Source organism: Streptomyces rubellomurinus, from assembly GCF_000961885.1.
Taxonomy (GTDB): Bacteria; Actinomycetota; Actinomycetes; order Streptomycetales; family Streptomycetaceae; genus Kitasatospora; species Kitasatospora rubellomurina.
Genome location: NZ_JZKH01000020.1, coordinates 1 through 26,213 on the forward strand (window position 1 = coordinate 1; position 26,213 = coordinate 26,213).

Here is a 26,213-nt window from a genome sequence, read left to right on the forward strand (position 1 = left end):
GCAACGCCACCGTGCCGCGCATCTCGCTGATCCTGCGCAAGGCCTACGGCGGCGCCTACATCGTGATGGACTCCCGCTCCATCGGCGCCGACCTGTCCTTCGCCTGGCCGACCAACGAGATCGCCGTGATGGGCGCCGAGGGCGCCGCCAACGTGGTGTTCCGCCGCGAGATCGCCGCCTCGGACACCCCCGAGACGACCCGTGCGCAGCTGGTCAAGGAGTACACGGCCGAGCTGATGCACCCGTACTACGCGGCCGAGCGCGGCCTCGTGGACGACGTCATCGACCCGGCCGACACCCGCCGGGTGCTGATCGACGCGGTCGCCATGCTGAGCGCCAAGCACGCGCTGCTGCCGGCCCGCAAGCACGGCAACCCGCCGCTGTGACCGGCGGCCGGGGCCGCGCGGCGCCGCCCCCGCTGAAGGTCCTGCGGGGCGCCCCCTCGCCGGAGGAACTCGCCGCGCTGACCGGCGTGCTGGCCGCCCTCGCCGCCCGCGGGGGCGGCCGGGCCGCCGTGCCGGACGCCGGCCGCACGGCGGCGTGGCAGCGGGTGCGCGCCGAGGAGATCAGACCGGGTTCGTGGATGGCGCCGAGCTGATAGCCGACCCGGGCTCACCGGGCAAGAGGACAGCGGCCGCTTGTCATGGCAGCTTCCTGAAACGTGACTTGTGACGCCCGTCAGGAATCTGTTACGAACGACGGCGATGGCGAGATCGCCGCTCGATTGTGATAAAGCTGCGCCCGGAGGGAGGCTGCTGGTGCTGCAGGTGGTGTTCCGGATCCTGGGCGCTCTGGACGTCCGGGCGAACGGAACCCCCGTGCCCGTGGCGGGGGCTCGTCAGCGCACCATCCTCTCGATGCTGCTGCTCTTCGCGAACCGGGTGGTCTCGGTCGACGCGCTGGCCGACGCGGTGTGGCACGGCAACCCGCCGAACACCTTCGTCAACCAGATCGCGATCTGCGTCTCCGGCTTGCGCAAGACCTTCAAGGCGGCGGTCGGCCGGGACGACCTGATCGTCACCATGCACCCCGGCTACATGCTGTTCGTCGGCGAACACCGCATCGACGCCGTCGAGTTCGAGGAGTGCACGGCCCGGGCCCGGGAGGCCGCCCGGGTCGGCGACGCCGCCGGGGCGGTCGCCCTCCTGGAGACGGCCCTCGGGATGTGGCGCGGCCCCGCCCTGGAGGGCGTCGCCGGCGAACGGGTCGAGGCCGGGGCCGCCCGGCTCGCCGAACTGCGCCTGGACGCCTACGAGGAGCTGACCGCGCTGCGCCTGGAGCTGGGCCAGCACCGGGAACTGGTCGGCGAGCTGTCGGCCTTCATCCGGGAGAACGGGCTGCGCGAGCAGGCCCGCGCCCACCTGATGCTCGCCCAGTACCGCTGCGGGCGGCGGGCCGAGGCGCTGGAGACCTTCCGGGAGGGCCGCCGACTGCTGATCGAGGAGCTCGGCATCGAACCCGGCCCGGCGCTGCGGGAGCTGCACGAGGCGGTGCTGGCCGACTCGCCCCGCCTCGGCCCGCCCGGCGAGCCGGCGGCGGCCCCGCCCCCGCCCCCGCCGCGCGTTCCCGCCCAGCTGCCCTCCGACGTCGCCGCGTTCACCGGCCACGAGGACGAACTCTCCTTCCTGGACCGGCTGCTGGACGGGCGCGACGGCCACGACGCCGTCCCGGTCGGTCTGCTCACCGGCCTCGGCGGGGTCGGCAAGACGGCGCTGGCCGTGCACTGCGCCCACCGGGTCGCCGCCCGCTTCCCGGACGGCCAGCTCTTCGCCGACCTGCGCGGCTACCACCAGAGCGACCAGCCCGCCGCACCGGGCGTGGTGCTGGAGCGCTTCCTGCTCGCCCTCGGGGTGCCCGCCGAGCGGATCCCCGCCGACCTGGCCGACCGCGGCGCGCTGTTCCGCAGCGTGCTGGGCGGGCGCCGGGTGCTGGTGGTGCTCGACAACGCCCGCTCCTTCGCCCAGGTCCGCCAGCTGCTGCCGGGCAGCGGCCGCTGCGGCGTCCTGATCACCAGCCGCGCGCCGATGGGCGGCCTGGCCGGCGACTACGACTTCGTCCACCTCCCGCTCGACACGCTGCGGCCCGACGAGGCCGTCACCCTGCTCGACCGGGTGGTCGGCGACGGCCGGATCGCGGCCGAGCCGGGCGAGGCCGCCCGGCTCGCCGAGCTGTGCGACCGGCTGCCGCTCGCCCTGCGGATCGCGGCCGCCCGACTCGCCGCCAGGCCGCACTGGCCGGTGCGCACCCTGGTGGCCCGGCTGGAGGACCGGCAGCGCCGGCTCGACGAACTCGGCCCGGACGAGTGCGGGGTGCGGGCCGCCCTCCGGCTCAGCTACCGCGACCTGCCCGAGCGGGCCGCCCGGATGTACCGGCTGCTCGGCCTGCTGAACGTGCCCGACTTCGCCGCCTGGGCCGGCGCCGCGCTGCTCGACACCGGGGTGTTAGAGGCCGAGGACCTGATCGAGGAGCTGGTCGACGCCCAGCTCCTCGACGTGCTTCCGGGCTCCGTCGCCGGCCGGGTCCGCTACCGCTTCAAGGGCCTGCTGCGGCTGTTCGCCCACGAGTGCGCCGAGGAGCGGGTGGGCGAGGCCGAGCGCCGCGCGAGCCTGCGCCGCGCCTTCGGCGGCTGGCTGTCCCTGGCCGGGGAGGCGCACCGACGCCTCCACGGCGGCGACCAGGCCGTGGTCGAAGGCCCCGACCACCGGCACCACCTGCCCGAGCAGCTGGTCGCCGACCTGCTGGCCGACCCGGTGGGCTGGTTCGAGGCCGAGCGCGCCGCGATCGTCGGCGCCGTCGAGCAGGCCGCCCGCTCCGGCGAGGCCGCCCTCGCCTGGGACCTGGCGATGACCGGCGCCGCCCTCGACCGCGAGCGCGAACACCCGCTGGAGCGCCGTCTGTACGGCGAACGCCTCCCAGCCGCCGCGTTGCGCACCGGCGACGAGCTCGCGGAGACCGCGGCGCCGCACGCGCTCGGCACGCTGGAGATCGTCCAGTGGCGCTACCACGAGGAGGAGACCGAGCGCCTGGACGTCGCCCTGCGGCTGTTCGAGCACTGCGGCCGGGCCCTGGTGCGGCACAACCAGGCGATGCACCCGCGGTCGTACGACGTGCCGAGCGCCCGCGGCGGCCGCCGGCTGGCCCTGGACGGCGCCGGCCCGGCGGGCGACCGCCTGGCGGCCACCCGCTCGGTGCCGGGCCGGTTCCTGGTCGCCCGGGCCGGGCTGGCGATGGCCTGTGTGACGGCGCTGAGCGGCGACCGGTTGGCCGCCGCCGGCTGCCTGACCGAGGCGGAACGGCTGTTCGAGGAGGTCGGCGCGTCCTTCTGGAGCGCCAAGGCGAGACGGCTGGACGAACTCCTGCGCGGCGCCGAGACGGTGAGCGCCGAAGCGCTGTGGCGGTTGCTCGAACTATGAGGCCGGCCGTCCGCCGACCCGTCACCGCGACCCGCCGGGGCCGCGGTGACGGCGAGGGAACCGTGCGGGCCGATCTGGGCCTCTTTCATTTCAGTTTCGCCGAGGGCGAGTTGGATCCAGCGCAGCGAAATCAGGCCGACATCGCAGGGAAAACCCTGATCGGTAACGTCGGCGTCATCTGGGCGACAAGGTCCGGGTGCGGCCCCGCTCGTCGAGGCCGCCACACCCGGGGTGGGGGTGTCACATGGAGTTCCGGATCCTCGGTCCGGTGGACGTCGTGGACGACGGCCGGGCGATACCGCTCGACGGCGCGAAGCAGCGGACCGTGCTCGCGGCCCTGCTGCTCGCCGGCGGCCGGCTGATGCCGGACGACCGGCTCAGCGCGCTGCTGTGGGGCTGGGAGCCGCCCGCGACCCGCAACGCCCAGCTGTACACCTACGTGTCCCGGCTGCGCGGCCGGCTCGGCCCGCAGGTCGCCCTGGTCCGCAAGGCCCCGGGCTACCGGCTGGACCTCGGCCCGGCCACCCTCGACCTGCACGCGTTCGAGCGCACCGCCGAGGAGGGCCACGCGGAGCTGGCCGCCGGTCGCCACGACCGCGCCGCCGTGCTGCTGCGCACCGCGCTCTCGCACTGGCGCGGCACCCCGCTCGCCGGCACCACCGAGCACCTGGCCGACCGCGAGGCGCCCCGGCTGGAGGAGCTGCGGCTGGCCGCCCTGGAACACCGGGTCGAGGCCGACCTCGAACTCGGCCGGCACGACGAGCTGGTGCCCGAACTCCTGCGGCTGGTGGCCGAGTTCCCGGTGCGCGAGCGGCTGCGGGGCCAGCTGATGACGGCCCTGCACCGCTGCGGGCGGCAGGCCGACGCCCTCGGCGTGTACGACCACGGGCGGCTGCTGCTGGCCGAGGACCTGGGCGTGGACCCGGGCGCCGGCCTGCAGGCGATCCACCGGGCGATCCTGCGCGACGAACTGCCCGGCCCGGCGGCCGCGCAGCCGCCGGCGGTCGTCACCCCGGCCCCGCCGGACCCGGCCGCGCCGGCCTCCGTCTGGACGGCGCTGCGCCCCGCGATGCTGCCCGCCGACACCCCGGACTTCACCGGCCGGGCCGACGAACTCGCCGTGCTGGCGGCTCGGTTGCGAGTGCCCGCCGAGCGGGTCGAGGGCCTGCCGCGCCCGGCGGCCCCGGTCACCGTGGTGACCGGCCCGGCCGGGACGGGCAAGTCGGCGCTCGTCGTCCGGGCGGCCCGGCTGGCCCGGGCGGAGTTCCCGGACGGCCAGCTGTACGCCGACCTGCGCGGCCGCGACGAACGGCCCAAGAGCCCGGCGGACGTGCTGGGTTGGCTGCTGCGGGCGCTCGGCGCGGACGGCCGGGAGATCCCGGACGGCCTGGACGAGCGGGCGCAGCTGTTCCGCAGCCGGCTGGCCGGCCGCCGGATGCTGCTGGTCCTGGACGACGCGGCCGACGACGGGCAGGTCCGTCCGCTGCTGCCGGGCGCGGAGCGATGTCGCACGGTGGTCACCTCGCGCGATCCGCTGGCCGGTTTGGAGGGCAGCCGGGCACTGACGCTCGGTTCGCTGGACTTCCCCGACGCCTACCAGCTGCTGTCGGCCGTCACCGGCCCGGACCGGGTGTCCACCGACCCGGCGTCGGCGGCCCGGATCGTCGAGCTGTGCGACCGGCTGCCGCTGGCGCTGCGGATCTGCGCGGCCCGGCTGGCCGCCCACCCGCACTGGACGCCCGCCACGCTCGCGGACCGGCTGACCCCGGTCGAGCGGCGGCTGGACGAACTGCGGCTCGGCGCGCTGGACGTGCGGCAGAGCCTGGTCCCGAGCCACCGCGGGCTGGCCCCGGCCGCCCGGTCCGCGCTGCGCCGGCTCGCGCTGGCGGAGGCCGCGTCGTTCACCGCGCGGGAGGCGGCGCTGCTGCTGGAGGCCGGGGAGGAGGCGGCCGAGGAGGTGTTGGAGGCGCTGGCCGAGGCGCGCCTGCTGACCGTGGCGGAGGAGCCGAGGCCGCGGTTCCGGTTCGCCCCGCTGGTCCGGCTGTTCGCCCGGGAGGCCGCCGAAGCCGTGGAGGCCGCCGAGGCCGGTGGAACCGCGGGAGCCGATGGGGCGGAGGGGGCCGACGGGCCGGCGGCCGTCCGGGCCGCGGGCGCGGTGGGCGCGGTCGCCACCGCGGCGGAGGCGCGGGTCAGGGCCTACGCGCTCTGAGGAGCGCCCGGCCGCGGCCGGGCGCCGTGGTGGTGCGCACCCCCTCGGGGCCCGGTCCGTGACCCGGCCGCCGAGGGGGCCCTCCGATCAGCCGCAGCCGCCGGCGTGGCCGCCGTCCAGGCTGCGCAGCGCGCTGAGCTCACCCGGATCGTTCTGCTCCAGCCACTCTCGGAACTCCAGCTCCAGGCTGTCCATGGCTTCCACGGTGCCGTCCTGCTCCGTCGGCCGCAGGCAGCTCGGGGCGGTGTTCTGGTTCATCTCGACCTCCCGGCTCGGATTGCGCAACGGTGTTCCCCGTCCGCCTCGCGAGCGTCCGTCCGAGCGCTATGAAATTCATATATTTCGACGTCAGGGCGGCGCCACCGATATAGGCACGGCTATAGCCCCGCTATAGGTCCGTCCCGCACGATGAGTGGGGCATCGGCGTCGGCGGACAAGGGGAGCACAGATGCATGCCCGTATTTCGAGCGTGGTCGTCCTCGGCGGCGGCCCGGCCGGCTGGATGACCGCGGCCTACCTCCGCAAGGCCCTGCAGGGCACCGTGTCGGTGACCGTCCTGGAGGAACCGGAGACGGCCGGCGACGCCGGCATCGAGGCCGCCCTGCCGACCCTCCAGCGCTCGTTCTTCCACACCCTCGGCATCGCCGAGGACGAGTGGATGCGGGAGTCCGAGGCGACCTTCGGCACGGCCGTGCGGTTCGTCAACTGGCGCACCCCCGGCCCGGGCGACCCGGCCCCGCGCGCCCTGCCGGAGGGCGGCACCGACGCCTTCTACCACTCGTACGGCCTGCTGCCCGAGCACGACGAGATCCCGCTGTCGCACTACTGGTACCACCGCCGCCACCACGGCGGGGCCACCGAGCCCTTCGACTACGCCTGCTTCCGCGAACCGCCGCTGCTGGACGCCCGGCGCTCCCCCCGCTGGATGGACGGGCGGCCCGCGACCCGCTACGGCTGGCACCTCGACCGGGCGAGCTTCACCGACTTCCTGCGCCGCCACGCCACCCTGCGGCTGGGCGCGCAGCGGGTGCCGGGCACCCTGGCCCGGGTCGAGCTGGACGCCAACGGCTTCCTGGAGACGCTGTACACCACGGCCGGCGAGGCCCTGAGCGGAGACCTCTTCGTCGACTGTTCCGGCCCCCGCTCCCGGCTGCTGCGCCAGGTGATGGCCGAGCCGTACCTCGACCTCGGCGACCAGCTGCTCTGCGACCGCGCGGTGACGGTGCGCCTGCCGCACGACGACTACGCCCACGGCATCGAGCCGTACAGCACGGCGGTCGCGATGCCGGCCGGCTGGGCCGGGAAGGTCCCGCTGCTCGGCCGGTTCGAGTCCAGCTACGTCTACGCCAGCGCCTTCGTGGACGCCGGGTCGGCCACCGAGCAGCTCTGCCGCCTCTGGGGGGTCGACCCGGCCCAGGCCGAGGTCGGCGAGACGGCCTTCCGGGCCGGCCGCACCCGCCGCGCCTGGGTGCGCAACTGCGTGGGCATCGGCGCCAGCGCCGGCCTGCTGGAGCCGCTGGAGCCGACCGCGCTGCACTTCATCGCCGGCGCGCTGCGCCAACTGGTGCGCCACTTCCCGGCGGACGCCTTCCACCCGGCCGTGCTGGACGGCTTCAACCGGGAGGTGGCCACCGAGTTCGACGAGTCCCGGGACTTCGTCCAGGCCCACTTCGCCTGCTCCCGGCGCACCGACACCCCGTTCTGGCGCGCCCACCGCGACGTCGTCCTCCCGGACAGCCTGCGGGCCAAGACCGTCGCCTACCGGGCCGGCCTGCCGTTCGGCGCCCCGCAGGCCGAGGGGCGGCCGCACCACGGCGGCGCCCCCGAGCCGGGCCGGCTCTGGTCGGCCGCCAGCTACTGCGCCGTGCTCGCCGGGCTCGGCCTGGAGCCGGACGCGCCGCTGCCGGTGCTGGCCCACCGGCCGGAGTCGGTGCGCGGCGCCGAACCGCTCTTCGAGCGGATCAAGCGCCAGCAGCAGAACCTGGTCGAGACCCTGCCGGACGCCCACGACTACCTGCGCCACCTGCACGGCCGTTCGGTGGCCGACCACCCGCAGTCCGCGCTGCGCCCGGGCGCGTGAGGCGGCGCGGGCCCTACTCCTCGCGCAGGTCGAGCACGGTGATCCGGGCGGCGTCCGCGGGCCGCCCGGTCAGCCGCGCCGCCAGGATCCGCGGCAGGTCGGCCTCCCCCGAGTACCCGGGCAGCACCGCGACCCGGGCCCGCCGCACCCCGGCCTCGCCCCGTACCGCGTACACCACCAGGTAGCCGGTCCACTCCGGCGGTGGCTCCTGCTCCGTCACGGACATCGACCTCCACGGTCCATTGTCGGACGGCCGCCCGCCCGCCGGCCGATCAGGCCGGCGACCCGGTGGCCGATCCGGGCGAACCCGGGCACAGTGGGACTCTCGGGGCGTTGTCGGTGACCGGCGCTTTCCCAGGAGCGGCCCCATGCAGACCACCTGGAAGGGGACGATCAGCTTCGGGCTGGTCAGCATCCCCGTCCACCTCTACTCCGCGACCCAGGAGCACGACGTCCCGCTGCATCAGGTGCACGCCAAGGACGGCGGGCGGGTGCGGATGAAGCGGTACTGCGAGCGGGAGGAGACGGAGATCCCGTACGCGGAGATCGCCAAGGGCTACGAGTCGCCGGACGGCCGCACCGTCACCCTCACCGACGAGGACCTGGCCGACCTGCCGCTGCCCAGCAAGAAGGTCATCGACGTGCTGGCCTTCGTGGAGGAGCGCGAGATCGACCCGCTGATGTTCTCCAAGGCCTACTACGTGGGCGTGGCCGACAAGGCCGCCGCCAAGCCGTACGCCCTGCTGCGCGACGCCCTGGTCGAGTCCGGGCGGATCGCCGTCACCAAGATCGCGCTGCGCACCCGGGAGTCCCCGGCCGTGCTGCGGGTGCACGAGGGCACGCTGGTGCTGCAGACCTGCATCTGGCCGGACGAGGTGCGCCCGGCGGCCGGCATCGCCCCGGAGGAGGACGTCGAGGTCCGGCCGCAGGAGCTGAAGATGGCGCGCTCGCTGATGGACACGCTGTCCGAGGACTTCGACCTCTCCCAGCTGCACGACGACTACCAGGAGGCGCTGCAGCAGGTCGTCAGCGCCCGGCTGGAGGGCGTCGAGCTGCCGCACGAGGAGGAGGCCGGCGAGGCGCCCGACAACGTGATCGACCTGATGGAGGCGCTGCGCAGCAGCCTCCGGCAGGCCAAGGGCGGGCGGACCGGCGCGGCCGCCGAGCCGGAGCCCGAGCCCGCCCCCGCGAAGAAGGCCACGGCCGCGAAGAAGACCGCGAGCGCGAAGAAGACGACGGCCGCGAAGAAGACCGCGGCCGCGAAGCGGACGACGACCGCGAAGAAGGCCACGACCAGGAAGTCCACGGCCCCGCGCAAGGCCTCCTGACCCGCGCGGAAACGCCGTTCCCCCGACCCCCGGAGGCGATCCCGATGGACCTGCTGACCTACAAGGAACTCGACACCGGCCCCGAGGCGCCCGCGCACCGGAGCCCCGCGCAGCGCGCCTGGCACTGGCTGCTCAGCCTCAGTCCCACCGTCGTGACCCTCATGCTCGCGCTCTCGATCGGCCTGGCCATGGTCGCCGTCCAGGTGGACTGGGATCCGATGATCGGCCTGATGGCCTTCTTCTGGTTCCTGACGTTCCTCGCCCTGGTCGGCGTGGTCGCCCGCTGGGCGACGACGCCCGGCCGGGGCAGGCACCGGATGGCGGCGTCCTGACCCCGGCCCGGCCGGCCGCGCACGGGCGTCCGGGAGGGCTCAGCCGATCCACACCGTGGTGACGTTGCAGAACTCCCGGATGCCGTGCCCGGACAGCTCCCGGCCGAACCCGGAGCGCTTGACCCCGCCGAACGGCAGCGCCGGGTGCGAGGCGGTCATCCCGTTGAAGAACACCCCGCCGGCCTGGACGTCGCGCACGAAGCGCTCCTGCTCGGCCCCGTCCGTGGTCCAGACGTTGGAACTGAGCCCGAACGGCGTGTCGTTGGCGAGCGCCACGGCCTCGTCCAGGTCGGCGACCCGGTAGACGGTGGCGACCGGCCCGAAGGTCTCCTCCTGGTGGATCCGCATCGCCGGGGTGATGCCGGTGAGCACGGTCGGCTCGAAGAACCAGCCGTCGTCCCAGCCGGTCGGCCGGCCGCCGCCGCACTCCACCCGGGCGCCGTGCGTGCGGGCGTCCTCGACCAGTTCCTCCAGGTCGTCCCGGCCCTGCCGGCTGGCCAGCGGGCCGATGTCGGTCGCCTCGTCCATCGGGTCGCCGATCCGCAGCGCCCGCATCGCCTCGGTGAACGCGCCGACGAACGCGTCGTAGACGTCGGTGTGCACGATGAACCGCTTGGCGGCGATGCAGGACTGGCCGTTGTTCTGCGTCCGGGCCGTGACGGCCGTGCGCACCGCCGCGGCCACGTCGGCGCTCGGCAGCACCACGAACGGGTCGCTGCCGCCCAGTTCCAGCACCGCCTTCTTGACCTCGTCGGCCGCGGTGGCGGCGACCGCCCGGCCGGCCGGCTCGCTGCCGGTGAGGGTGACGGCGGCGACCCGGCGGTCCCGGATCACGCCCTCGACGGCGCCGGAGCCGATCAGCAGGGTCTGGAAGCAGCCCTCCGGGAAGCCGGCCCGGCGGAACAGGTCCTCGATCGCCAGCGCGGTGCGCGGCACGTTGGAGGCGTGCTTGAGCAGGCCGACGTTGCCCGCCATCAGGGCCGGCGCGGCGAACCGGATCACCTGCCAGAACGGGAAGTTCCACGGCATCACGGCCAGCACCGGCCCGATCGGACGGTAGCGGACGTAGGCCCGCGAGGCTCCGGTGTCGGCGACGTCGGCGGCGGCCGGGTGCTCGTCGGCGAGCAGGTCCTCGGCGTGGTCGGCGTACCAGCGCATCGCCTTGGCGCACTTGGCGGCCTCGGCGCGGGCGGCGGCGAGCGGCTTGCCCATCTCCTCGGTCATGGTGCGGGCGAGCGCCTCGCGGTCCTGGTCGAGCAGGTCGGCGGCGCGGTGCAGCAGTTCGGCGCGGGCGGCGAACGGGGTGGTGCGCCAGCCGTGGAAGGCGGCCTCGGCACGGGCCAGGCGCTGCTCGGTGCCGGCGGCGTCGAGCGGTTCGAAGGTCTGCAGGATCTCGCCGGTCGCGGGGTTGACGCTGGCGATGGGCATGCGGGGCTCCCGTGGGCTGAGGGCTGAGGGCTGAGGGCTGAGGGCTGAGGGCTGAGGGCTGAGGGGCGGCGGTGCTGCCCTCACACCCTCCCCGACGCCCCGCGTCCGGGCACGCCCATGCGGCCCGGCGTGTCCCGCCCGGCCGCCCGCGCCCGCCTGCTACTCGGGCAGCGACTCGGCCCGCGCCGCCGCCTCGCGCGCCCGCGCCCCGGCCCTGGTCCGCCCGGCCGTGACCAGCCGGCCCGGGAACCGGTGCAGGTACTCGGCCTCCAGCTGCCCGGTGCGCAGGGTGTGCCGCTTCAGCGCCTCCTCGGAGCCGTACAGGAAGGTCTCGTGCCGCGTGCGGTGCAGCTGCTCCAGCTCGTGCAGGAGGACGTCGTTGCCCAGCGCGTGCGGGGAGACGCCCTCGGGCCGGATGTGCGGGTCGTCGACGTGCCGCATCTCGGGTACCTCCTCGGCTCGGGCCCCCTCCACCTTGGTACACCCGGACGGGCCCGGGCGCTCGGACAAGAAGAGTTGTACAAGGGATTTCGTACAAGAGCTCTTGTGGATATCCTCGCGGCATGACCGGAACCCCGCACCAGGACCACGGCACCCGGGAGATCTCCGACTCCCGGGTCCTCGCCGCCCTCACCCACCCGCTGCGCCGCCGCCTGGTCGACCTCCTCAAGGTGGACGGCCCGGCCACCGTCGGGCAGCTCGCCGAGCGCACCGAGCAGGCGGTCGGCAACGTCAGTCACCACCTGAAGGTGCTCGCCGAGAGCGGGCTGATCGTCGAGGCGCCCGAGCTCGCCCGCGACCGCCGGGAGCGCTGGTGGCGGCTGGCCGACCGGCAACTCTCCTGGGCCCGGGCCGACTTCGACGGCGACCCGGTCGCCGAGGCGGTCGCCGACGCGGCCGGCTCGATCATGCTGGAGCGCCAGGTCGAGCTGGTCCGCGAGTGGGCCGCGCGGCGCAGCGGTTACCCGGCCGACTGGCAGGACGGCTGCGCCATGGCCTCGCAGAGCTGGCTGCGGCTCACCCCGGAGGAGGCCCGGCAGTTCGCCGCCGACCTGCACGGGGTGATCCAGCGCTGGGCCGACCGCCCGGTGCCCGAGGACGGCCGCGAGCGCGAGACCGTCCTGGCCTTCGCCCACAGCGTCCCGGCGCGGCCGTGAGCGCCACCCTCCGGGCGACTCCGGCCGGTTCGCGCTGGGGCCTGTTCGCCGCGCGCGACTTCCGGCTGCTGTGGGCGGGCGAGACCGTCAGCAAGCTCGGCAGCAGCATCACCTCGATCGCGCTGCCGCTGGTCGCGGTGCTGAGCCTGGACGCCGGGCCGCTCGCGGTCGGCGTGCTGACCGGCGCGGTCTGGCTGCCCTGGCTGTTCTTCGGCCTGCCCGCCGGGGTGTGGATCGGCCGGGTGCCCCGGCGGGCCGTGCTGATCGCCTGCAACCTGGTCTCGGCGGCGCTGTTCGCGAGCGTCCCGCTGGCCGCCCTGTGCGGGGTGCTCACCCTGGCCCAGCTGCTGGCCGTCGCCTTCCTGACCGGCACGGCGGCGGTCTTCTTCGACGCCGCCTTCCACGCCTACCTGCCCGAACTCGTCCCGGCCGAGGACCTGGTCGAGGGCAACGCCAAGCTGGAGGGCAGCGCCTCGGCGGCCCAGGTCGCCGGGCGCGGCCTGGCCGGCCTGACCGTCCAACTGCTCGGCGCGACGGCCGGGTTGCTCCTCGACGCGGTCAGCTTCCTGATCGCGGCCGGCACCCTGCTGCGGATCAGGACGCAGCCGGCCGCGCCGCCCGCCGCGCCCGGGCCGGGCAGCCTGCGCCGCGAGGTCCGCGAGGGCCTGGCCTTCCTGCTGCGCGACCCCTACCTGCGCTCCTTCACGCTCTACGGCGCGGCCGCGAACTTCGCCCTCACCGGCTACCAGTCGATCGTGGTGCCCTTCCTGGTCCGGGACGCCGGGATCGCCCCCGGCTGGGTCGGCGGCCTCGCCGCGGCCGGCTCGGTCGGCGGCGTCCTCGGCGCGCTCGCGGCCCGGCCGCTCTGCCGGCGCCTGGGCACCGCGCGCGGGGTGCGGACCGTGCTGCTCGCCGCCTCGCCGTTCGGCCTGCTGATGCCGCTGGCCGGTCCCGGCCCGCGGGCCGCGCCCTACGTGCTCGGCCTGTTCGTGGTGATCGCCGCCGTGGTGCTGGTCAACATCGTGCTCGGCAGCTTCCGGCAGACCTACACCCCGCCCGCGCTGCTCGGCCGGGTGACGGCCAGCGCGATGTTCGCGAGCTACACCACGATCCCGCTCGGCGCCCTGACCGGCGGCGCGCTGGGCGACACCCTCGGCCCGCGCGCCACGATGTGGGTGATGACCGGCCTGCTCACGCTCTGCGGGGCGCTGCCGCTGCTCTCCCCGCTGCGCACCCTGCGCGAGCTGCCCGGCCGCGCCGCCGGGACGCCCCGGACCCTAGGATGAATCCCCCCGCACCATCAGATTCCGCCCCCGACAGCTCGGACAGATCGCAGATGCCGCTTCCCAAGGCCGAACTCCACCTGCACATCGAAGGCACTCTGGAGCCCGAACTCGCCTTCGCCCTCGCCGCCCGCAACGGCGTCGAGCTGCCCCACGCCGACACCGAGGCGCTGCGCGCTGCGTACTCCTTCAGCGACCTGCAGTCCTTCCTGGACCTGTACTACGCGCTGATGGCCGTGCTGCGCACCGAGCAGGACTTCGCCGACCTCGCCGACGCCTACCTCGCCCGGGCCGCCGAGCAGGGCGTGCGGCACGCGGAGATCTTCTTCGACCCGCAGGCGCACACCGCCCGCGGCGTGCCGCTCGGCACCGTCGTGGACGGGCTGGGCGCCGCGCTGGCGCGCAGCGAGGAGCGCTACGGCATCAGCACCCGGCTGATCATGTGCTTCCTGCGGGACGAGTCCGCCGAGTCCGCGCTGGAGACCTTCGAGGCCGCCCGCCCGTACTTCGACCGGATCACCGGCATCGGCCTGGACTCGGCCGAGGTCGGCAACCCGCCCGCGAAGTTCCGCGAGGTCTACCGCCGCGCCGCCGAGGCCGGCCTGCGCCGGGTCGCCCACGCGGGCGAGGAGGGCCCGGCCTCGTACATCACCGAGGCGCTGGACGTGCTCGGCGTCGAGCGGATCGACCACGGCCTGCGCTGCCTGGAGGACGGCGAGCTCGTCGCCCGCCTCGTCCGCGAGCAGATCCCGCTGACCCTGTGCCCGCTGTCCAACGTGCGCCTGCGCTGCGTCGACACCCTCGCCGACCACCCGCTGCGCGAGATGCTGGACGCCGGGCTGCTGGTGACCGTCAACTCCGACGACCCGTCGTACTTCGGCGGCTACGTCGAGGACAACTTCCGCGCCGTCCGGGCGGCCCTGGCCCTCGACCAGGAGACGCTGCGCCGACTGGCCGCGAACTCCTTCCGCGCCTCCTTCCTCGACGACCGGCGCCGGGCCGAACTCCTCGCCGAGGTCGCGGAGTTCAGGTTCGAGCCGAGCGAGGACTGACGGGAGCCGGCGGGCCGTCACCCGTCCAGCGGTGACGGCCCGCTGCGCGCGTAGTGCAGCAGGGTGACGCCGTTGGTGAAGCGGTGGGTGCCGGTCAGGGTGAGCGGGACGGGCTGCTCGGTGGGGCGGAACAGCAGGGTGCCGCGGCCGAGGATCACCGGTGCGACGTAGAGCCGGATCTCGTCGATCAGGTCCTGGGCGAGGAAGGACGCGGCCAGCTCGCCGCCACTGAGGGCGAGGTCCCCGCCCGGGCCGCGGGTGAGGGCGGCGACCGTCCGGGGGGTGACCTCGCGGACGACGGTGGTGTTCCAGTCGGCGTGGTGGAGCGTGCGGGAGAAGACGGTCTTCGGCATCGCACGCCAGATGTCCGCGAACTCCAGCATCGGGGCGGTGGCGGCCGGGTCGCGGTCGGCCGTGGGCCAGTAGGCGGCCATCAGCTCGTGGGTCCGTCGGCCGGAGACGAAACCACCCATTCGGGCGAGTTCCCGGTTGAAGTGCAGGTGCAACTCGTCGTCGACGTGCTGCCAGCCGAGGTCGTGGTCCGGGCCCTCGAAGTAGCCGTCCAGGGAGACGTTGGAGAAGAGGACGATCCTGCGTCGCATGACGACCTCACGGGGAGGAGGGTCCGCCGCCCGCCCTCGGGGCGGGACGGGCGGCGGACGGGAATCAGATCAGGGTGCTCCAGTAGTACCAGAACCGGTTGAGCACCAGCAGCGCGATCACCGCGTACCAGAGCGCCGGGACGGCCCCGTGGTAGCGGGCCGCCTCCCGGACCACCGGCCGCAGCCGGCGGCCGACCGGGATCACGCCGGAGCGCAGGTTGTGCAGCGTGGTGTACCAGAACAGCGGGATCATCGCCGCCCACACCACCAGGCAGTACGGGCAGAGCGCGCCGATCCGGTAGAGCGCCTGGTACATCAGCCAGCTCACGAAGCCGATCCCGAACACCGTCCCGGCCTGCAGGCCCAGCCAGAACCAGCGCCGGTACGCCGCGCCGGCCAGCAGCCCGGCGCCGACCGCGATCACCACGCCGAAACCGACCAGGCCCAGCAGCGAGTTGGGGAAGCCGAAGGCCTCGGCCTGGTCGCTGCGCATGACCGAGCCGCAGCTGATGATCGGGTTGATGTTGCAACTGGGGACGTACGACGGGTCCTTGAGCAGCCGCAGCTTGTCCAGGGTGAGGACGGCCGAGGCGAACAGGCCGAGCGCGCCGCCGATCAGCAGCAGCCAGGCGAACGGGCGGCTCGCGCCGTACGTCCGGGCGGCGGGCGCGGGGGCGGCCGTCATCCGCCGACCTGCTGCTTGACCATCGCGGTGAACTGCTCGGGCGACACGGCGTTGCCGCCGGTGAGGACGTCCAGCTTCTTCCCGTCCAGCTCGACGGTCGGGGTGCCGGTGACGTCGCTCTTGTTGAACTCCTCGTTCACCGTGGCCGCCCACGGCTTGTAGGTGCCCTCCTGGACGGCCTTCACGAAGGCGTCCGTCTTCAGGCCGGGCACCTTGCCCGCCAGGTCCAGGAGGTGGTTGACGTCGCCGAAGGCGTCGCTGCGTTCGTCCGGCTGGTTGGCGTAGAGCACGTCGTGGAAGGCCTTGAACTTGTCCACGCCCTCGTTCAGCGCGGCCCCGGCCGCCGCCAGCGCGGTGCGCGAGCCCTTGCCGCCGAGGTTGTTGTCCAGGAACGTCGCCAGGTGGTACTCGATCTTGTACGTGCCGTCGTCGGCGAGCTGCTGGATCGCCTTGCCGGTGGTGGTCTCCAGCTTCTCGCAGAACGGGCAGCGGAAGTCCTCGTACACCGTGAGGGTGTGCGGGGCGTCGGCCTTTCCGTAGGTGATCACGGTGCCGTCGGTGCCGGTGGCGTTGGCGGGGACCACCAGCGGGCCCGTGGCGGCGGCGCCGGACCCGGAGCCGGCGGAGCCGCCGACCGCGACGGCCACCCCGGCCGCGAGGGCCAGCACGGCGGCCGAGGCGACGCCGACCACCACCCGGCGGCGGACGCGCTCGGATCGGTCGGCCTGCTCCCGGGCGAGGCGCATGCGCTCGGTGGCGGAGGTCTGCTTGGCGGTCTTGCGGGTGTTGCTCATGGGGTGTCGTCCTGTGCTCTCGAAAGGTGCGGTCGCGCGGCGGGGCGCGCGGATGAGAGGAACGACCGCCGACGGCGTGCCGTCAGGCGGCCGGGACGAACACCGGCGGACCGCGCCGCACGGCCGGACGGACGACGACGTCCTCGGCGGGGACCAGCACCCGGCTGGCGCGCGGGAACGGCACCCGGGCCACCGGACGGTCCGGGACGGGCGCGGCGAGCAGCCGCAGCCAGCGGGCGGCGGCCGGCAGGTGCCGGTGCAGGAACGCGCCCAGCGTCCGGACGGCCCGGGCGAGCCCGGCCAGCGCCGCGTCCGCGCGGCGCAGCGCGTAGGCGCCGGCCAGGGCGAGCCCGGTGTGCAGCAGCAGGAGCAGCAGGACGCCGGCCTGCGCGGGGAGGCCGTGGCCCGCCGGGAGGTGGTCCAGCAGGAACCCGCCGAGCGAGCCGCCGCCGCACAGCAGCGGCTGGAGGCCGTGGCCGGCCCCCGGCGGCAGCGAGGGACAGCTGGCCTGCGCGTAGTCGAACAGCGCGCCCGCGCCCAGCTCCAGCGGCAGGAACACCGCCGCGACGGCCGGGTAGCCGCGCTCCCGGCCGGCCAGGGCGAACGCCGCCGCGAAGACGGCGAGCGCGGCCGGGCCCATCGTGCCGAGCGGCAGCGTCCGCCCCGTGACCAGCACCTGGCCGAGCCCGGCGAGCAGCACGAGCAGCGCGGCGAAGACCGCCGCGCGCAGCGTCCTGGTGACCGGGCCGATGTCCATGGCAGTCGAGTCTGCCACAGGTTGAAACCGAAACTGTCGGCCGAGCGGCCCGCTGTGAAGAGCCTCACCACCGGCGCTGAGCTGGGCTTATCCGCTGCTTACGGGTGCGGCCGCGGCGGCGCTGCGGCAGACTGGGCGCATGCCGGAGCTGCCCGAGGTCGAGGCGCTGAGCGCCTTCCTGTCCGAACGGCTGACCGGGCGCGTGATCGCCCGGGTGCAGCCGGTGGCGATCAGCGCGCTGAAGACGTACGACCCGCCGGTGACCGCCCTGGAGGGGCGCACCGTCGGCCCGGTGACCAGGCGCGGCAAGTTCCTGGACATCGAGGCCGGCGGGCTGCATCTGGTGGTGCACCTGGCCCGGGCCGGCTGGCTGCGCTGGAAGGACGCCCTGCCCGCCGAGCCGCCGCGCCCGAGCCCGCGCAACCCGCTGGCGCTGCGGCTGCGCCTGGCGGGGGAGGAGGGCGCCGGCTTCGACCTCACCGAGGCGGGGACGAAGAAGGGCCTCGCGGTCTACGTGGTGCACGACCCGGCCGAGGTGCCCGGGGTGGCCCGGCTGGGCCCGGACCCGCTGGACCCGGCCCTCACCCTGGAGGCCTTCACCGCCCTGCTCTCGGGCGAGCGGCGCCGGATCAAGGGCGTGCTGCGGGACCAGAGTGTGCTGGCGGGGGTGGGCAACGCCTACTCCGACGAGGTGCTGCACGCGGCCCGGATGTCGCCGTACAAGACGGCCGGGAGCCTGACGGCGGAGGAGACGGCACGGCTGTACGCGGCGATCGGCAGCACGCTGCGCGAGGCGGTGGAGCGCTCGCGCGGGCTGGCGGCGGGGGAGCTGAAGGCGGAGAAGAAGATCGGCCTGCGGGTGCACGGCCGCACCGGGCAGCCCTGCCCGGTCTGCGGGGACACCGTGCGGGAGGTGTCCTTCGCGGACTCCTCGCTGCAGTACTGCCCGACCTGCCAGACCGGCGGCAAGCCGCTCGCGGACCGGCGGATGTCGCGGCTGCTGAAGTGATCCCCGGCGGCCCGGGCCGCGCCGCCGGGGAGCGGCTTCACCGTTTGATCGCGACGCCGCCCCAGTAGTAGGCGGCCCTCGGGTCGGCCGGCGGCTCGCCGTCCGGGCGCCATGCCAGAACCGGGGTCAGGCCCGGCTCGACCAGCTCCCAGCCGTCGAAGAAGCGCAGCACCTCGTCGTGGCCGCGCGGCACCAGCGTCATCCCGCCGGCCCGGGCGGCCGCGGCGACCCTGCCGACCGCCTCCGGGTCGAAGTCCTGGGTGGGCGTGGTGAGCGCCAGGCAGCTGCCGGCCGGCAGGGCGTCGCGCAGCGCGGCGACCCGCCCCCACGGGTCGTCCTCGTCGGCGATCAGCATCAGCACGGCGATCATCAGCAGGCCGACCGGCCGGGTGAGGTCCAGGGTGGAGGTGAGCGCCGGGTCGGCGAACAGCTTCTCGGGTTCGCGCAGGTCGGCGTGGATGTAGGTGGTGCGGCTGCCCGGGGTGGAGACCATCAGGGCGCGGGCGTGGGCGAGCACGATCGGGTCGTTGTCGACGTAGACCACCCGGGTGCCGGGGCTGACCGACTCGGCGATCTCGTGGGTGTTCGGCGAGGTGGGGATGCCGGTGCCGAGGTCGAGGAACTGGCGGATGCCGTGCTCGCGGGCGAGGTGGCGCACGGCCCGGCCCTGGAAGGCGCGGTTGGCCTTGGCCATCTCCCGGACGCTCGGCACGGCCTCCTCGATGGCCTCGGCCATCGCGCGGTCCGGCGGGAAGTTGGTCTTGCCGCCGAGCCAGTGGTCGTAGACGCGGGCCGAGTGCGGGGTGCTGGTGTCGACGCCGTAGCGCTCCCACTCGCTCGGTTCGACGGTGTCCTCGTCCTGCGGGGCCCGGTGGGGGAGTTCCTGACCTGTCGTCATGGCCGCGTCCTCTGATGGCTCATCATCACGCTGGGGAGCACAGCGTAGCGGGGCCGTGTGGGGGCGGTGGTTTCCGGTCGGCGAAGCCTCGGCGGGGATCCGGTGGTTGGTCCGTCGGAGTGGTGATCGGGTCTGTCGGGGTCACCGCCGGTCAGGGGCGGTGACGACCGGGGGAAGCATCAAGAATGCTGTCTGATCGTCAGATTACTTCGCGAAGATTGCTGCTGGTCGCGGCCGGGATGTCGCTGCTCGGCGCGGCCACCGGCTGCCGGAACCCCTTCGGCGGTGGCGACGGCGCCGCCGCCTCGCCCAGCCCGGAGGCCGCGGCGGCGGGTGCGGTCGGGGCCGCGCCGGTCGGCTCGCCCTCGCAGTGGGCCGGGCCGTCCGGCTCGCCCCCGGGCTCGCCGGGCGCGACCCCCTCCCCGGCGCCGCCGTCCGCGTCCGCGGCACCGTCCCCCTCGGCCGCGCCCTCCGTGGAGCCCGTCCACAAGGCGCTCAGCGCGGCGGAGAGCAAGCCGGTGTACGAGCTGGACGCGGAGCGCCGGGTGGTGGCGCTGACCCTGGACGACGGCCCGGATCCCCGGCACACCCCGACCGTGCTGGCGCTGCTGCAGCAGTACGGCATCCGGGCGACCTTCTTCCTGATCGGCGAGAACGCCGTCGAACACCCGGCCCTGGTGCGGGAGATCGCCGACCACGGCCACCACATCGCCAACCACACCTGGACCCACCCGGACCTGCGGCAGCTGTCCGAGGGCAAGGTGCGGGACGAGCTGGAGCGCACCTCCGACCTGCTGCACCGCACCACCGGGCGGCTGCCCACCTGGTTCCGGGCGCCCGGCGGCGACTGGTCCCCGGTGTCGCTCAAGGTGGCCGCCGACCTCGGGCTGCGGAACATGGGCTGGTCGGTGGACCCGCGCGACTGGGCCCGGCCGGGCACCTCGGTGATCACCGACCGGATCCTCAAGGACGTCCGCCCCGGCGCGATCGTGCTCAACCACGACGGCGGCGGGGACCGCTCGCAGACGGTGGCGGCGCTGAAGGCGTACCTGCCGGTGCTGGTCGACTCGGGGTACTACTTCACGGCGCCGCCGAACTGAGGGCGCCGAACCGGGAGGGGCGCCGGGGTGGAGGGTAGCGGCTTTGAAGTTCAAACCACCCGAAAGAGTGGATTGGGAGAACCGTTTCTGCGGATTTTGGGCCTCTAGGGTGATCTCGCACCAATTCCCCAGGTACCACCGGGTACCACCTGAAAGGCCCTCACCCATGCGTCTCCGCAACGCCGTTCTCGCTGCCACCAGCGCCGTCGCCCTCGTCCTCGCCGTCCCCGTCCAGGCCAACGCGGCCACCGGGGACTTCCTCTACAAGGTCGGCCCGGGCGTCCCGGCCGGGATCGCCGACCCGGAGAGCCGCCACTGCATCAACCTCTTCGGGGCCACCGAGGATGACCCGGCCTTCGCGCCGGAGAACTTCACCAACTCCACGGCCACGGTCTTCCTCGACTTCGACTGCGGCGGCGACGTCTTCTACGTGATGAACCCCGGCAAGCGGCTCGGCGACCGGCTGAAGCTGCGCTCGGTGGTCTTCTCCTGAGCCCCCGCCCGGGCCCCGCACCGCCGTCGGCTGGGGCGGTGCGGGGCCGTGGCGTAGCGTGACAGCGAGGGGGGTGCCGTCCCGAGCGGAGGAGGAGTGATGTCCGTACGGGAGCTGGACACGGAGAAGCAGGAGGCCTTCGCCGGCCACGTGGTGGAGGTGCTCAACGACGCGTGCGTGGGGCTGATGGCCAGCATCGGCCACCAGACCGGGCTCTTCGACCGGATGGCCGGGCTCGCCCCCTCGACCGCCGGGGAGATCGCCCGCGCCGCCGGGTTGAACGAGCGCTACGTGCGCGAGTGGCTGGGCTGCATGGTGGTCGCCGGGTTCGTCGAGTACGACCCGGAGCGGGGCACCTACACGCTGCCGCCCGAGCACGCGGCGTCACTGACCCGGGCGGCCGGGCCGGAGAACATGGCGGCGATGATGCCGTTCCTCGCCATGATGGGCGAGGTCGAGCAGGAGCTGCTCGGCCACTTCCGCACCGGCGGCGGGATGCCGTACTCGGCCTACCCGCGCTTCCAGCGGCTGCAGGCCGAGGAGACCGCCCGGGTGTACGACCTGGCGCTGGTGGACGCGATCGTGCCGCTGGTGCCCGGCCTGACCGAGCGGTTGCGGGCCGGGGCCGACGCGCTGGACGTCGGCACCGGGCAGGGGCACGCCGTCACCGTCCTCGCGAAGGCGTTCCCGGAGAGCCGGTTCACCGGCATCGACATCTCCGCCGAGGGCATCGCCGCCGCCCGCGAGTCCGCGGCCGGACTCGGCCTGCGCAACGCCCGGTTCGAGGTCGCCGACTCCGCCGAGCTGACCGGGACGTACGACCTGGTCACCGCCTTCGACGTGATCCACGACCTGGCCCGCCCGACCCGCACGCTGGCCGCGATCGCCGGCGCGCTGCGGCCGGACGGCGTCTTCCTGATGGGCGACGTCGCCGCCAGCAGCAGGCTGGAGGAGAACGTCGATCACCCGCTGGCGCCCGCGCTCTACACCTTCTCGACCTTCTACTGCATGACGGTCTCGCTCGGCGAGGGCGGGGAGGGCCTGGGGACGGTCTGGGGCGAGCAGACGGCCCGCCGGATGCTGGCCGAGGCCGGGTTCGGCTCGGTCGACGTGGAGCAGGTCGAGGGGGACGTGCGGAACCTGTACGACGTGGCGCGGCCGGACGGCGCCGCCGGGCGCTGAGGCTTCCGGGGGCTGAGCTCGGGGTGGCCCGGGCCGGGCGGGCGGCGTACGTTCGAACTGTCCGGCCCGGTCGCCGGCGCCCCGCCGTGCCCGTCATCGGGCGCCGCCGCCCGGGCAGAGCCGAAGGAGGGCCTGGGATGACCGGCAACGGCTACGCGCACCCCGAGGCGCTGGTGAGCACCGAGTGGCTGGCCCGCCACCTGGACGACGGGACGATCCGGGTCGTCGAGGTGGACGAGGACACCACGGCCTACGACCGGGACCACATCCCCGGCGCGGTCGGCTGGGACTGGAACACCGACCTGCACAGCCGGGTCGGCCGCGACTACGCGGACCGCGACGGCGTCCAGCACCTGCTGCGGGCGGCCGGGGTGGAGGAGGACACCACCGTCGTGCTGTACGGGGGGAACAACAACTGGTTCGCCGCGTACGGCTACTGGCTGCTGCGGCTGCGCGGCTTCGGGCCGGTGCGGCTGCTGGACGGCGGGCGCAAGAAGTGGGAGCTGGAGGGGCGGGAGCTCACCCAGGAGGTGATGGACTACCAGCACACCTCCTACCGGCTGACCGGGCCGGAGCGCCCGGAGCTGCGGGCGATGCGCGACGAGGTGCTGGCCAAGGCGGAGGTGTTCGCCAAGCCCGGCGCCGACTCGGTGCTGGTGGACGTCCGCTCGCCGGCCGAGTTCCGGGGCGAGCTGATCGCCCCGCCGCACCTGCCCCAGGAGCAGGCCCAGGTGCCCGGGCACATCCCCGGCGCGATCAACGTCCCCTGGTCGCAGGCGGCCCGGGACGACGGCTCGTTCCGCCCGGCCGAGGAACTGCGGGCGCTGTACGGGGGCAAGGGCGTCGAGCCGGAGCGCGAGGTGATCGCGTACTGCCGGATCGGCGAGCGCTCGGCGCACACCTGGTTCGCGCTGACCGAGCTGCTCGGCTACCCGCACGTCAAGAACTACGACGGCTCGTGGACGGAGTACGGCTCGCTGGTGCGGGCGCCGGTGGCGCTGGGGGCCTGAGCCGGGGGCGGGCCCGAGCCGGCGGCCTGAGCGGTCGGAGTGACGTGAACCGGTGGGTGGGGCCGGTGACGGTCGTGCGGCGTCGCGATTTCGGCCTGTTTCTTATCATGAACATCTCACAATAAGGGAGTGGTTCGGGGTTCACCGGGACATGGATCGATCCAACATCGCTCCATCCCCTCGTTCCGGTGATCCTGGAGGACCACGTTGCGCAAGAGACTGATCGTCTCCGCCGCCGCCGGCGCCCTGAGCCTGCTGCTGGCCGTCCCCGCCTCGGCCGCCGACTTCCAACCCGGCGCCGCCGGGGCCGGCGACCCGTACTACCCGACCTACGGCAACGGCGGCTACCGCGTCTCCCACTACGACATCCGGCTGAAGTACCAGCCCGCCACCGACGAGCTGGAGGGCACCACCACCATCCTCGCCACGGCGACCCAGGACCTCTCCCGCTTCAACCTCGACTTCGGGCTCAACGTCTCCGAGGTCCGGGTCAACGGACGGCCCGCCACCTTCGCCACCAGCGGCGAGCAGGAGCTGGAGATCACCCCCGCCCGGCCGCTGCCCAAGGGCGCCCAGGCCACCGTCGTGGTCCGCTACAAGGGCGTGCCGTCGACCGTGAAGAAGTACGGCTTCACCGCCTGGCTGCGCACCCCGGACGGCGCGGTGGCGGCCGGCGAGCCCGAGTCGGCCTGGTGGTGGTTCCCGAGCAACGACCACCCGAGCGACAAGGCCACCTTCGACGTCTCGGTGCTGGTGCCGGACGGCAACCAGGTGATCAGCAACGGCGTGCTGACCGGCACCAGCTCCCAGGCCGGCTGGACCCGCTACACCTGGCGCGAGAACAAGCCGCAGGCCACCTACCTGGCCACGCTCGCGGTCGGCAAGTTCGACATCACCACCGACACCACGCCGAGCGGGCTGCCGGTCTACAACGCGTACAGCAAGGACCTCGGCGACAACGCCGACGCGGCCAAGGCCAGCGTCGAGCGCACCGGCGAGCTGGTCGACTGGCTGAGCGGCATCTTCGGCGCCTACCCGTTCAGCTCGGTCGGCGGCTACGTCCCCAACGTCCCCACCGGCTTCGCCCTGGAGACCCAGACCCGGGTCTTCTACAGCCCCCGGCAGTTCGCCAGGGGCGCCAACACCTCGGTGGTCGTGCACGAGCTCGCCCACCAGTGGTACGGCGACAGCGTCTCGCTCTCCCGCTGGAGCGACATCTGGCTGAACGAGGGCTTCGCCCGGTACGCGCAGTTCCTCTGGTCCGAGCACGAGGACGAGGGCACGGCGCAGCAGCTCGCCGACTACGTCTACGCCTCGCACCCGGCCGACGACCCGTTCTGGACCGTCAAGCCGGGCGACCCGGGCGCGGACAAGCAGTTCGACGGCGCCGTGTACGACCGCGGCGCGGTGGCCATCCAGGCGCTGCGCAACAAGGTCGGGGACGACAAGTTCTTCCAGATCCTCAAGGGCTGGCCGACCGAGCGCAAGTACGGCAACGCGACCATCCCGGAGTTCCAGGCGTACGCGGAGAAGGTGTCCGGGCAGAAGCTCGGCGACCTGTTCACCACCTGGCTGTTCACCGCGTCCAAGCCGGCCGTCGGGCCGGTGGCCGCGGGTGCGCCGGCGGCCTCGCTGGCGCCCGGGGCGAAGGCGCTCGTGGAGCCGAAGTCGTGGAAGAAGATCCAGGAGAGCAACTCGGTGCACGAGGCGCACTGACCCCCGAGGCGCGCTGATCCCCGAGTCGCACTGACCTCGGAGTCGCACTGGCCCGAGGGATCGACGGCCCGGCCGCCCGCGCGTGCTCCCCGAGCGCGCGGGCGGCCGGGCCGTCCGTCGTTCAGGCGTTCCGGCGGCGGTCCTCGGCGAGGATCAACTCCTCGACGCCGTACAGGAACCGGGCCATCTCCGGGCGCGGGAGCACGGCCGGGTCGGCCGTCATCGCGAGGCTCAGCGCCGCGGCGGAGTGCCGCACGTCCAGGGCGTAGCTGAGGCCGGGGCGCGGCTCGAACTCGACCGGCCAGGTGAGGGTGGTCGGCCCGCCCGCCGGCTCGCCCTCCGGGTCCGGGCCGTCTGCCGGGAGCACGGTGCGGATGTCGTTGAAGACGCAGGACCGGTCGGCGAGCGGGACGCCTTCGGCCGTCAGCCGTTCGATCTCGGCGGCGAGCGCGAGCCCGTCGTAGTAGGCGTGCCGGTAGGCGCCGAGCGCGGCGGCGTGGGTGCGGCGCACCAGATCGCCGAACTCGGCGGTGGCGTCCGGGAGGTGGAGCAGCGCCTGGCCCGCGACGGCGCTCACCGCGTCGGCCAGGTCGGGCAGGAAGCGGTTGTTGACCACGACGCTCAGCACCGCGTCGGGCGTGCCGGCCGCGCGGGCCGTCAGCGCGGCCGTCGCCGCCAGCAGCACCGAGGAGGAGCTGGCCCGGTGCGCGGCGGCGACCCGTTCGACGGCGCCGGGCAGGGCGGGGGAGCGCAGCACGGCGTTCGGGAACGGCTCGGCGGCGCCCGTCGCGTGCTCGGCCCCGGGGAAGAGCCGGGCGGGGCCGGAGCGGAGCTTGCGCAGGAACTGCGCACGGGCGGCGGCGTCCCGCTTCCGGCCCCGCTCCGAGGCCTGGAACCCGGCCTCCTCCAGCGGCTGCCGGGCCGGGCTGCGGCCCGCGGCGAGCTCGGCGGCCGGGGTGCCCAGGCAGAGCGCGGTGAGGTCGGCGACCAGGCGGTTCAGCCCCGCGCCGTCGACCGCCGTGTGGGAGAGCACCAGGGTGATGTGCCGGGCCAGCCCGCCGCTCTCCACCACGCCGACCCGGATCGGCCACTCGGTGGCGGTGTCGAAGGTGCGGGCCGCGAGCTCCCGGTGCAGCCGCTCGCCGGCCCCGGCCGGGTCGGCGCCCGCCGGGCAGTGCTCCACCTCCAGGGTCAACGCCCCGGCCGGGTCGACGACTTGGCGCAGCGGAAGGTCAGCTTCGGCGGTGGCCGGAAGTCGGGTGGGCAGCAGCCGGGTGTGCAGCGAGTCGTGCAGGTGGAGGAGCCGGCCGAGGGCGTCGAGCAGGACGGGCAGCGGCAGCCCGGGGTCGAGCGGCGCGGCGGTGGCGAGGTTGTAGCGCGGCGCGTCGGCCGGGTCGAGGCGGCGGACGGTGTCCCAGAAGGCCCGTTGGCCCCAGGTGGCCGGGCCGGATCCGGCGCGGCCGGACGAGAAGGGGATCTCCAGCAGTTGGCGGTTCGTCACCGGTGGCTCTCCAATGCGGCGGTGGCGGTGGGGTGTTGATGCGTCGTGCCGGTGCGTGGGGAGCGCGGGTGCTGCGGGAGTTGCGGCGCGTGGTGCTGCGGAGAGTGTGGCGCACCGGCGGCGCGGGAGTCGAGGGGTGAAAGCGGGGGCGAAATCGGGGGTTCCGTAAGTCTCTCGACATGAA

The 26,213-nt window shown here is 74.4% G+C and carries 26 protein-coding genes; 16 read left to right on the plus strand and 10 right to left on the minus strand.

From position 1 onward, the window contains the following. From VM95_RS12360 to VM95_RS12375, 4 genes are all read left to right on the plus strand, one after another. Positions 1-386, plus strand: a 386-nt coding sequence (locus VM95_RS12360; RefSeq protein ID WP_045695455.1) for a carboxyl transferase domain-containing protein, incomplete at its 5' end; no start/stop codon positions are given. Then, the gene (locus tag VM95_RS12365; RefSeq protein ID WP_045695458.1) at positions 383-598 is read left to right on the plus strand and encodes an acyl-CoA carboxylase subunit epsilon; all 216 of its coding nucleotides are present in this window, start codon (positions 383-385) and stop codon (positions 596-598) included. The genes VM95_RS12360 and VM95_RS12365, both read left to right, overlap by 4 nt. 160 nt (positions 599-758) lie before the next feature. Continuing rightward, positions 759-3,413: an AfsR/SARP family transcriptional regulator gene (locus VM95_RS12370; protein WP_052706154.1), complete on the plus strand. Its 2,655-nt coding sequence runs from the start codon at positions 759-761 to the stop codon at positions 3,411-3,413. 244 nt (positions 3,414-3,657) lie between these two features. After that, positions 3,658-5,622 carry an AfsR/SARP family transcriptional regulator gene (locus tag VM95_RS12375; RefSeq protein WP_063773492.1) on the plus strand — a complete coding sequence of 655 codons (1,965 nt, stop codon included), beginning with the start codon at positions 3,658-3,660 and terminating at the stop codon, positions 5,620-5,622. Positions 5,623-5,709: 87 nt separating this feature from the next. Here the strand turns inward: VM95_RS12375 and VM95_RS42465 are convergent, their stop codons facing one another. Then, positions 5,710-5,880, minus strand: coding sequence for a hypothetical protein (locus VM95_RS42465; RefSeq protein ID WP_157882076.1), 171 nt, complete (start codon positions 5,878-5,880; stop codon positions 5,710-5,712). Positions 5,881-6,070: 190 nt separating this feature from the next. On the opposite strand from VM95_RS42465, the gene VM95_RS12380 reads away from it, so the two are divergent. After that, a complete protein-coding gene (locus VM95_RS12380) occupies positions 6,071-7,702 on the plus strand; it encodes a tryptophan halogenase family protein (RefSeq protein WP_045695461.1) in 1,632 nt (543 codons plus the stop codon). A 13-nt stretch (positions 7,703-7,715) separates the two neighbouring features. On the opposite strand, the gene VM95_RS12385 is transcribed toward VM95_RS12380, so the two are convergent. Next, a complete protein-coding gene (locus tag VM95_RS12385; RefSeq protein ID WP_157882077.1) occupies positions 7,716-7,922 on the minus strand; it encodes a hypothetical protein in 207 nt (68 codons plus the stop codon). 148 nt (positions 7,923-8,070) lie between these two features. Between VM95_RS12385 and ku the strand changes: the two genes are divergently transcribed. Together ku and VM95_RS12395 are read left to right on the plus strand one after the other, a co-directional pair. Next, entirely contained in the window at positions 8,071-9,030 is a 960-nt protein-coding gene (gene ku / locus VM95_RS12390) for a non-homologous end joining protein Ku (RefSeq protein ID WP_045695467.1), read from the plus strand. A 44-nt stretch (positions 9,031-9,074) separates the two neighbouring features. After that, positions 9,075-9,362, plus strand: a complete 288-nt coding sequence (locus tag VM95_RS12395) for a hypothetical protein (protein ID WP_045695470.1) — start codon at positions 9,075-9,077, stop codon at positions 9,360-9,362. Positions 9,363-9,401: 39 nt separating this feature from the next. Here VM95_RS12395 and VM95_RS12400 read toward each other — a convergent pair whose 3' ends face one another. Beyond that, positions 9,402-10,790 carry an NADP-dependent succinic semialdehyde dehydrogenase gene (locus VM95_RS12400; protein ID WP_045695472.1) on the minus strand — a complete coding sequence of 463 codons (1,389 nt, stop codon included), beginning with the start codon at positions 10,788-10,790 and terminating at the stop codon, positions 9,402-9,404. A 159-nt stretch (positions 10,791-10,949) separates the two neighbouring features. After that, positions 10,950-11,231 carry a DUF6158 family protein gene (locus VM95_RS12405; protein ID WP_045695474.1) on the minus strand — a complete coding sequence of 94 codons (282 nt, stop codon included), beginning with the start codon at positions 11,229-11,231 and terminating at the stop codon, positions 10,950-10,952. A 122-nt stretch (positions 11,232-11,353) separates the two neighbouring features. Here VM95_RS12405 and VM95_RS12410 point away from each other — a divergent pair, with 122 nt between their 5' ends. From VM95_RS12410 to VM95_RS12420, 3 genes are read left to right on the plus strand one after another with little or no spacing between them, the layout of a single operon-like run. Continuing rightward, complete coding sequence (locus VM95_RS12410; protein WP_045695477.1) at positions 11,354-11,947, plus strand: ArsR/SmtB family transcription factor; 594 nt, start codon at positions 11,354-11,356, stop codon at positions 11,945-11,947. Continuing rightward, a complete protein-coding gene (locus tag VM95_RS12415; RefSeq protein WP_045695480.1) occupies positions 11,944-13,233 on the plus strand; it encodes an MFS transporter in 1,290 nt (429 codons plus the stop codon). The genes VM95_RS12410 and VM95_RS12415 overlap by 4 nt, the downstream gene beginning before the upstream one ends. A 50-nt stretch (positions 13,234-13,283) precedes the next feature. After that, entirely contained in the window at positions 13,284-14,282 is a 999-nt protein-coding gene (locus VM95_RS12420; RefSeq protein WP_045695482.1) for an adenosine deaminase, read from the plus strand. Positions 14,283-14,299: 17 nt separating this feature from the next. Here VM95_RS12420 and VM95_RS12425 read toward each other — a convergent pair whose 3' ends face one another. From VM95_RS12425 to VM95_RS12440, 4 genes are all read right to left on the minus strand, one after another. Continuing rightward, entirely contained in the window at positions 14,300-14,884 is a 585-nt protein-coding gene (locus tag VM95_RS12425; protein ID WP_045695485.1) for a dihydrofolate reductase family protein, read from the minus strand. Positions 14,885-14,948: 64 nt separating this feature from the next. Further along, positions 14,949-15,569, minus strand: coding sequence for a vitamin K epoxide reductase family protein (locus VM95_RS12430; protein ID WP_045695487.1), 621 nt, complete (start codon positions 15,567-15,569; stop codon positions 14,949-14,951). Beyond that, positions 15,566-16,363 (minus strand): DsbA family protein, encoded by a 798-nt coding sequence (locus VM95_RS12435; protein WP_045695490.1) that lies wholly within the window; start codon positions 16,361-16,363, stop codon positions 15,566-15,568. Before VM95_RS12435 ends, VM95_RS12430 begins: the two co-directional genes overlap by 4 nt. Before the next feature lie 82 nt (positions 16,364-16,445). Further along, on the minus strand, positions 16,446-17,120 hold the full coding sequence (locus VM95_RS12440; protein WP_045695493.1) for a hypothetical protein: 675 nt from the start codon (positions 17,118-17,120) through the stop codon (positions 16,446-16,448). Positions 17,121-17,259: 139 nt separating this feature from the next. Here VM95_RS12440 and VM95_RS12445 point away from each other — a divergent pair, with 139 nt between their 5' ends. Beyond that, entirely contained in the window at positions 17,260-18,129 is an 870-nt protein-coding gene (locus VM95_RS12445; RefSeq protein ID WP_045695495.1) for an Fpg/Nei family DNA glycosylase, read from the plus strand. A 37-nt stretch (positions 18,130-18,166) separates the two neighbouring features. Here the strand turns inward: VM95_RS12445 and VM95_RS12450 are convergent, their stop codons facing one another. Beyond that, positions 18,167-19,027 (minus strand): SAM-dependent methyltransferase, encoded by an 861-nt coding sequence (locus VM95_RS12450; protein WP_045695498.1) that lies wholly within the window; start codon positions 19,025-19,027, stop codon positions 18,167-18,169. Positions 19,028-19,212: 185 nt separating this feature from the next. On the opposite strand from VM95_RS12450, the gene VM95_RS12455 reads away from it, so the two are divergent. The 5 genes from VM95_RS12455 to VM95_RS12475 all read left to right on the plus strand — a co-directional run bounded on the left by VM95_RS12455 (position 19,213) and on the right by VM95_RS12475 (position 24,528). Then, positions 19,213-20,127, plus strand: coding sequence for a polysaccharide deacetylase family protein (locus tag VM95_RS12455; RefSeq protein WP_045695501.1), 915 nt, complete (start codon positions 19,213-19,215; stop codon positions 20,125-20,127). Between the two features lie 166 nt (positions 20,128-20,293). Then, on the plus strand, positions 20,294-20,620 hold the full coding sequence (locus VM95_RS12460; protein ID WP_045695504.1) for a hypothetical protein: 327 nt from the start codon (positions 20,294-20,296) through the stop codon (positions 20,618-20,620). Between the two features lie 99 nt (positions 20,621-20,719). Next, positions 20,720-21,802 (plus strand): class I SAM-dependent methyltransferase, encoded by a 1,083-nt coding sequence (locus VM95_RS12465; protein ID WP_045695506.1) that lies wholly within the window; start codon positions 20,720-20,722, stop codon positions 21,800-21,802. A 137-nt stretch (positions 21,803-21,939) separates the two neighbouring features. Further along, positions 21,940-22,812, plus strand: coding sequence for a sulfurtransferase (locus VM95_RS12470; protein ID WP_045695509.1), 873 nt, complete (start codon positions 21,940-21,942; stop codon positions 22,810-22,812). 207 nt (positions 22,813-23,019) lie between these two features. After that, positions 23,020-24,528: a M1 family metallopeptidase gene (locus VM95_RS12475; RefSeq protein WP_045695512.1), complete on the plus strand. Its 1,509-nt coding sequence runs from the start codon at positions 23,020-23,022 to the stop codon at positions 24,526-24,528. Positions 24,529-24,649: 121 nt separating this feature from the next. Here VM95_RS12475 and VM95_RS12480 read toward each other — a convergent pair whose 3' ends face one another. Beyond that, positions 24,650-26,029, minus strand: a complete 1,380-nt coding sequence (locus VM95_RS12480) for a condensation domain-containing protein (RefSeq protein ID WP_045695513.1) — start codon at positions 26,027-26,029, stop codon at positions 24,650-24,652. Between the last annotated feature and the right edge of the window lie 184 nt (positions 26,030-26,213).

What these genes read in the sequence shown, in the direction of transcription:
- VM95_RS42465 (WP_157882076.1), bottom strand. Translation starts at nt 5,880, where the DNA reads ATGAACCAGAACACCGCCCCGAGCTGCCTGCGGCCGACGGAGCAGGAC.
- VM95_RS12425 (WP_045695485.1), bottom strand. Translation starts at nt 14,884, where the DNA reads ATGCGACGCAGGATCGTCCTCTTCTCCAACGTCTCCCTGGACGGCTAC.
- VM95_RS12375 (WP_063773492.1), top strand. Translation starts at nt 3,658, where the DNA reads ATGGAGTTCCGGATCCTCGGTCCGGTGGACGTCGTGGACGACGGCCGG.
- VM95_RS12445 (WP_045695495.1), top strand. Translation starts at nt 17,260, where the DNA reads ATGCCGGAGCTGCCCGAGGTCGAGGCGCTGAGCGCCTTCCTGTCCGAA.
- VM95_RS12470 (WP_045695509.1), top strand. Translation starts at nt 21,940, where the DNA reads ATGACCGGCAACGGCTACGCGCACCCCGAGGCGCTGGTGAGCACCGAG.
- VM95_RS12435 (WP_045695490.1), bottom strand. Translation starts at nt 16,363, where the DNA reads ATGAGCAACACCCGCAAGACCGCCAAGCAGACCTCCGCCACCGAGCGC.
- VM95_RS12380 (WP_045695461.1), top strand. Translation starts at nt 6,071, where the DNA reads ATGCATGCCCGTATTTCGAGCGTGGTCGTCCTCGGCGGCGGCCCGGCC.
- ku (WP_045695467.1), top strand. Translation starts at nt 8,071, where the DNA reads ATGCAGACCACCTGGAAGGGGACGATCAGCTTCGGGCTGGTCAGCATC.
- VM95_RS12455 (WP_045695501.1), top strand. Translation starts at nt 19,213, where the DNA reads ATGCTGTCTGATCGTCAGATTACTTCGCGAAGATTGCTGCTGGTCGCG.
- VM95_RS12400 (WP_045695472.1), bottom strand. Translation starts at nt 10,790, where the DNA reads ATGCCCATCGCCAGCGTCAACCCCGCGACCGGCGAGATCCTGCAGACC.
- VM95_RS12465 (WP_045695506.1), top strand. Translation starts at nt 20,720, where the DNA reads ATGTCCGTACGGGAGCTGGACACGGAGAAGCAGGAGGCCTTCGCCGGC.
- VM95_RS12395 (WP_045695470.1), top strand. Translation starts at nt 9,075, where the DNA reads ATGGACCTGCTGACCTACAAGGAACTCGACACCGGCCCCGAGGCGCCC.
- VM95_RS12420 (WP_045695482.1), top strand. Translation starts at nt 13,284, where the DNA reads ATGCCGCTTCCCAAGGCCGAACTCCACCTGCACATCGAAGGCACTCTG.
- VM95_RS12460 (WP_045695504.1), top strand. Translation starts at nt 20,294, where the DNA reads ATGCGTCTCCGCAACGCCGTTCTCGCTGCCACCAGCGCCGTCGCCCTC.
- VM95_RS12450 (WP_045695498.1), bottom strand. Translation starts at nt 19,027, where the DNA reads ATGACGACAGGTCAGGAACTCCCCCACCGGGCCCCGCAGGACGAGGAC.
- VM95_RS12410 (WP_045695477.1), top strand. Translation starts at nt 11,354, where the DNA reads ATGACCGGAACCCCGCACCAGGACCACGGCACCCGGGAGATCTCCGAC.
- VM95_RS12430 (WP_045695487.1), bottom strand. Translation starts at nt 15,569, where the DNA reads ATGACGGCCGCCCCCGCGCCCGCCGCCCGGACGTACGGCGCGAGCCGC.
- VM95_RS12405 (WP_045695474.1), bottom strand. Translation starts at nt 11,231, where the DNA reads ATGCGGCACGTCGACGACCCGCACATCCGGCCCGAGGGCGTCTCCCCG.
- VM95_RS12440 (WP_045695493.1), bottom strand. Translation starts at nt 17,120, where the DNA reads ATGGACATCGGCCCGGTCACCAGGACGCTGCGCGCGGCGGTCTTCGCC.